At 70.3% G+C, this 5,344-nt stretch carries 3 protein-coding genes; all 3 read right to left on the reverse strand.

All coding sequences use genetic code 11. The features are described 5' to 3' along the window. Positions 1-88: 88 nt before the first annotated feature. A complete protein-coding gene (locus ACFYOS_RS36260) occupies positions 89-778 on the reverse strand; it encodes a hypothetical protein (RefSeq protein ID WP_387151834.1) in 690 nt (229 codons plus the stop codon). Between the two features lie 315 nt (positions 779-1,093). Beyond that, entirely contained in the window at positions 1,094-1,945 is an 852-nt protein-coding gene (locus ACFYOS_RS36265; protein WP_387151837.1) for a replication-relaxation family protein, read from the reverse strand. 203 nt (positions 1,946-2,148) lie between these two features. After that, positions 2,149-4,608, reverse strand: a complete 2,460-nt coding sequence (locus ACFYOS_RS36270) for a type IV secretory system conjugative DNA transfer family protein (RefSeq protein WP_387151840.1) — start codon at positions 4,606-4,608, stop codon at positions 2,149-2,151. Positions 4,609-5,344 lie beyond the last annotated feature (736 nt).

A 5,344-nucleotide genomic window follows, 5' to 3' on the forward strand; every position in this document is an offset into this window, starting at 1 on the left:
CGACCAACTCCACCAACTCGGCTACCAAGTCACGGTCCAACGCACACAAACAGCCTGACCTGATCACCACGACCGCCCGATTTTCGTATCAGGCGATGGCGACGGCGCACAGTCGTGCGTTGGAGCGCAGGCTGCGCAGGTAGGCGCATGCGGCGTTGAGGAAGCGGAACCGATCCGCGACGGAAGCGCTGGCCGCGATGAGTAGCCGGCCGTCGGTGGTGATCAGCGCGTCGCCGATCAGCGCGATGCGCCAGTAGAGCCCGACGTAGGTGCCTTCACCGGCCTGGTAGACGGGCAGCTCGTAGGGGTCGAACGAGTGGGCGAGCATCGCCAGGACTCTTGGTTGCTGCTCGAAGCGGCGGCGGGCCTCGTTGAGGGTGACCTTGGCCGGGTCGGCGAGGTGCTGGGCGAGGTAGTCCTCCCACGGGCGGGCGGGCCTGGTGGTGGCGCCGATGTGGGCGTTCCACGCGCGCCATCGTCGGGTGGCGTCGTGGGCGGCGTTCGCGGCGGTGCCGGTCAGGTCGAGGCGGCTCTTGCGGCCCCCGGCGGCCATGGTGATCGCGCCGAAGCGGCGGACGGCGTCGAGTAGGTGGTAGCTGAAGAAGCGGGTCAGCCAGCCGATGAGGCGGCGGTGACGGACGTGGTAGCGGCGGGCGGGGGTGCCGTGAGCGTGCAGATGGTCGTGGACTTTCACCGAGGCGGCGAACCAGTCGGCGTCTTCGCCGGCGGCGAAGCAGACGGTGACGACCTGGATGGTGAGCGGCCTGGGGGTGGGCATGACAGGGTGCTCCCTTCGCGAAGGAACGGAGGTGGCTGGGCGCGCGGTGGCGCCACCGGATCGCGGCGTCTGAGCCGGGGAAGCTGCCGTGTGAGAGGGGTGCGCGGGGCGTGGATCACGAGCCGACCGCAAAGGGTGGGCTGTCGGTGATGCCGCGGGCGCGGGCAGATCCGAGGAGGACAGACGGGCGGCGGTGCGAGAAAAGAGAAGAAGTTGCACCGTAGCTTCGTGACCTGACAGCACAAGCCCGGTCAGAAGACACGCCATGCCTGTGACCTGCGCTGACAGGAGCTGCCGCAGAGCTGTCAGGGTCTGTCAGAGTACGAAGACGCCGTCGCCGTAGTTCGGGTTGTCCGCTACGGGCTGGCCGTGGTCGCTGGGCAGGTCGGGGAGGCGGACTCTGCTGGTGGCGCCGACCGGGAGCCAGACTGCTTCGCCGGGATCGCCGTTGCGGGTGGCGGTCGCGGCCGGTACGTCGTCGCGTCGCGTGTGCAGGAGCTGGTGGAGGTGTTCTTCGCGTTGCTCGCTGCCGAGCCAGAACAGCACCGGGTAGCGGGGACCGCCGCGGTGGGTCAGCTGCGCGTACCGGTCGAGCTTGGCCGCCACCCGGCCCAAGGGTTCGGTGCCGGTGTCGGCTTCCAGGAAGAACCCCACCGTGGCGTCGCCGACGCTCCACAGGCCGTGCCCGTCAGCGGTGATCGTCCTGAACCGTTTCGTGGTGGTCGTTTCCGACCACCACCGGTCCAGCCGCGCCTCCGGGTGCTCGCGGGCGTACGCGGTGAGGCGGACGAAGAATTCGTTGGCGGTGAGCAGGTGGGTCAGGTGCGGGTTGGCCGACAGCCGGTGCACGGTCTGCCGGCTCGCCCGCAGGGTGGGCTCGGGCCGCTGGTGGGCGGCGGCCTGGAAGCGGTGCCCCTGGTGGCCGAGCGTCCAGTGCCATGGTTGGCTGCCGCCTCCGGCGCGGGCGAACCGGAACCGGTCCACCAGACCCAGGGCGGCCAGCTCACCGAGCCGGATCTGACAGGTCCGCCGGGCGTGGAACAGCATGCGGTGGATCTGGTCGGTGGTGAGGACCTGGTGGTCGTCGAGCAGCTGAAGCAGCCGGCGGTCGCGGCTGGTGATGTGCGGGTAGATGGCCAGCAGGCCAGTAGAGCGCGATTGCGGCATAGAGGTTCACCCCGTGGAGAGAGAATCCCGGAGGGAGTCTGGATGAGTCGATCTTGCTGGCAGGCCCGCCGTGGGCCGGGTTCAGGCAGGTCAGGCACCTGACAGGCCGGGTGGTGAGGGCTCGTGTGGGGGCTCGTGTCGTGGACACCCCCAAACGAGCCCCCGATGCCGCACCCCGCCGAGCCCCCGCACGAGCCGCCTGGTCAGCGGTCGCGGGAGTCCATACGTCGCTTCATCGCCGTGCGGGCGAGTTGCTGCATCGGCGGCTCACCGCCGCCGCGACGGTGGGCGATAGCGCACTCCTGCCGGATCGCCGTCGCCTCACCCACGACCGGCGGGGGCCGGTTGGTCACGAAAGTGAACCCGGGCAGCTCCCGGTTATCGACCAGGAGCCGGGCGGCTGCGGTGTAGACGTCGAGGTGGGCGAGGTCGTGCTCGTCCAGCTCGGGTTTGGTGTGCCGGGACAACTCTCGCCCATCAGCCGGGTCGACGGTGAAGAACACCTTCGACCGGGCGTTGGCCGACACCGCCGCCGCCACGTCTTTCGGTAGCTGTGCCAGGTCCTGGTGGGCCAGCACCAGCCCGAGCCGGAACCCCCGCGCCTCGGCCAGCATGTCCCCGACGCTGCCCGGCAACGTCAGGAAGTTCTGGCACTCGTCAAGGTATAGGCAGGCGTCTTTCCGCTGGTTCTCGGGGACGGTGGCACGGGCGATGGCGGCCTGCCATACCCGGGCGACGATCAGCGAGCCGAGGATGCGGCTGGTCTCCTCGCCGAGGATGCCTTTGGGTAGCCGGCACAGCAGCACTCCGCCGTCGAGGATCGTGCCCATGTCGAAGGAGCTGTGGGCGTTGCCGATGACGCTTTTGACGAAGTCGCGCAGCAGAAATGCTCTGAGCCTGGCAAGGACGGGGGCGATGACCTGGCCACGGAACTGCTCGTTGATGCCGTCGTACCAGAGCCAGAACCCGCCGAGCCCGTCCGGGTCGTCCAGGCCGTGGGTGAACCTGGCCCGGAACTCCCGGTCCTGCAACAGCGACGGCACCAGGCTCAGGGTCGGTTTCGCATGCCGCATCAGCGTCAGGCACGCCACTCGCATCGTGTCGTCCATCCTTGGACCCCACTGACCCTGGAAGATCTTCGCGAAGATCCCCACCAGGTTGTCCACCGCCAGATGCCGGTCACCGCCGTCGTCGAGGGGGTTGAAGCAGGCCGGGTTCTCCTGGTCCGGGTCGATGAGCGCGATCTTCTTCGCATACGACGCGGGGAGCCGGTCGAGGATGTCGGTGATCAGGTCCCCGCGAGGGTCGATGACCACCGTCCCACGGCCGGCATGAATGTCGGCGAGGATCATGTTCAGCAGCAGCGTGGACTTGCCGACGCCGGTCTTGCCGACCATGTGCACATGCTGCCGGGCGTCGGTCACCTGCAGGCCGACGCTGTGGTGGCCGATCTGCGAGCGGCCGAGCACCTTCACGCCCCGGCCGCCGGAGGGCACCTGCACGGGCGCCGGCACGGCCTTGGCCCGCGCCCGGTTCAGGCCGGGCACGGCGAGGTCCTGCGGCAGCGCGGCGAGAGCAGCCAGCTCCGGCACGGTGGCCAGGAACCCGCGCCGCAGCCTCCGCCCGGCGAGGGTGGCCACCGGCCGTGGCATTCTCATGCCCCGCAGCCGGTTCGGGCCGGTGTAGGTGGCGGCGGCCGAGGCGATGGTGTGCCGCAGCCCGACCAGGCGCGAGCGGATCTGCGCGGCCCGCTGGGTGCCCGGTGTCTTGTCCGCGTCGGCCGCTACGGCGAACCGCACCGCGACCTCGAAGTGCGGCACCCGCACCGCCTTCTCCACGACCGTGCGGGCCTCAGCGCCGGCAACCGGGTCCCGCTCGACCGCCCGGGCGGCATACGCCGGGGTGCGCGGCCGAGGCGAGCCGGGCGTGAACACGTCCAGCAGCCACAGGAGGGGCTCGACGGCCAGCCGCGCTGCACCCGCAACAGCGCGGGCGGCCACATCCGGCCGCCCGTGGGGATGAGTGCTGGTGGCCGCCGCCGCCCGGCGGGCGGCGCGGACGCGGCGGGCGGGTGCCGGGCGGCCCAGGATCTGCACGCACGCGTGTTCACAGTGGCGGACCTGCGCGCCGGCGGCGAGCAGCGCCCGCAGCGGGTCGGCGTCGTGCTGGCTGCGCAGCGGCAGCACGTCGGTGCGCTGCGGCCAGTGCGCCCCACCCACCTGCTCACCCACCCGCGGTGGGATCGGGGCGGCGGCGTCGGCGACGGTCAGGGTGGCGGCGGGCCAGGCCGCGCGGACAGCGGCCTCGACCGCGCCGGACGCCACCGTGCCGGGCACCCAGACCCGGATGGTCAAGGCGCGGCCGCTCCAGGTGTACTCCCACCCGACGTGCGGGATGCCGAACAGGCGCTGCCGCCACACCGACGGCGTCAGCACGCCGGTGAGGGTGGTCCAGAACGCGGCGGCGGCCTCGGCGGTGACCTCGGGCGGGGCGGCGATGGTCAGCCACCGTGCGCCGGTCGCGAACCGCCGGTGCCGCCAGGCGAGCACCTGATCATGGGCGACCACCGCGCCGAGGATCGCAGCGGCGGCGAGAACGCCGAGCCACGGCCGGGCGACGGTCCAGTGCCAGAGCTCGGCGGGCCAGGTCGCGGCGGTCGTCATGCGTCCTCCCCGATGCCGGTTACCGGAACTGCCAAGAGTTGATCGCTGTCGATGCTTTTGGTTAGGCGTGGAGTCCGTCGCCAGTACTTCGATCTGGCCTTGCTCGTTCGCTGTACGGGTGATTGACGGATGGTCAGGGATTCTGACCCGTCGTCTGTCGTCATGACCTTCCTGCCACTCTCTTCGATCGTTGGAGGGGTGTGGGGTTGGCTGTCGTGCGTTCGTTGGGTTCGCCGCGTCGGCTCGGGTCGGCCGAGGCTGAGGCCGACTACGAGCAGGAGCTGGTGGATCAGTACCTACTGGCGTGCGTAGGCTCGGGGATCTGTGACAGCAGCGGATCACGTTCGACTACGGGGACTGCGGTCCTGACGGCGAGCCGCGAGTAGTCCACGTAGATCAGGAGTTGGGCTGCCCGATAACGGTGCCGACGCCAACCTCGTGTCCTTTGTGCAGGCTCTGCGGCCCGAAAGCGAGTACGACGACGAGGGTTGAGACTCCTGCCGGCGCACGTGCCTGTCGATGCTGATCGCAATCCCGGCGGGTATCCGGACATCAAGCAGAAGCGTGCGCCCGGAGGCGGGGCGAGGACTGGGATGGGTCACGGACAGTGCTGGAGGCGCAACGATCAACGCGCCTGGACTGCGGCTACTTAGAGACTTCCTTGCAGGATCGGTGTCCGGCCAGACTCGGTCCAGGTGCTCGGCGAGACGCTCCCTCTCTGCGGCTGCCCACCGGT

Origin of the sequence: Micromonospora sp. NPDC005806, assembly GCF_042871425.1 — a bacterium.
Classification (GTDB): Bacteria; Actinomycetota; Actinomycetes; order Mycobacteriales; family Micromonosporaceae; genus Micromonospora.

Excerpts from the sequence above, each read along its gene's own strand:
- ACFYOS_RS36260 (WP_387151834.1), bottom strand. The coding sequence starts at position 778 with ATGCCCACCCCCAGGCCGCTCACCATCCAGGTCGTCACCGTCTGCTTC.
- ACFYOS_RS36265 (WP_387151837.1), bottom strand. The coding sequence starts at position 1,945 with ATGCCGCAATCGCGCTCTACTGGCCTGCTGGCCATCTACCCGCACATC.
- ACFYOS_RS36270 (WP_387151840.1), bottom strand. The coding sequence starts at position 4,608 with ATGACGACCGCCGCGACCTGGCCCGCCGAGCTCTGGCACTGGACCGTC.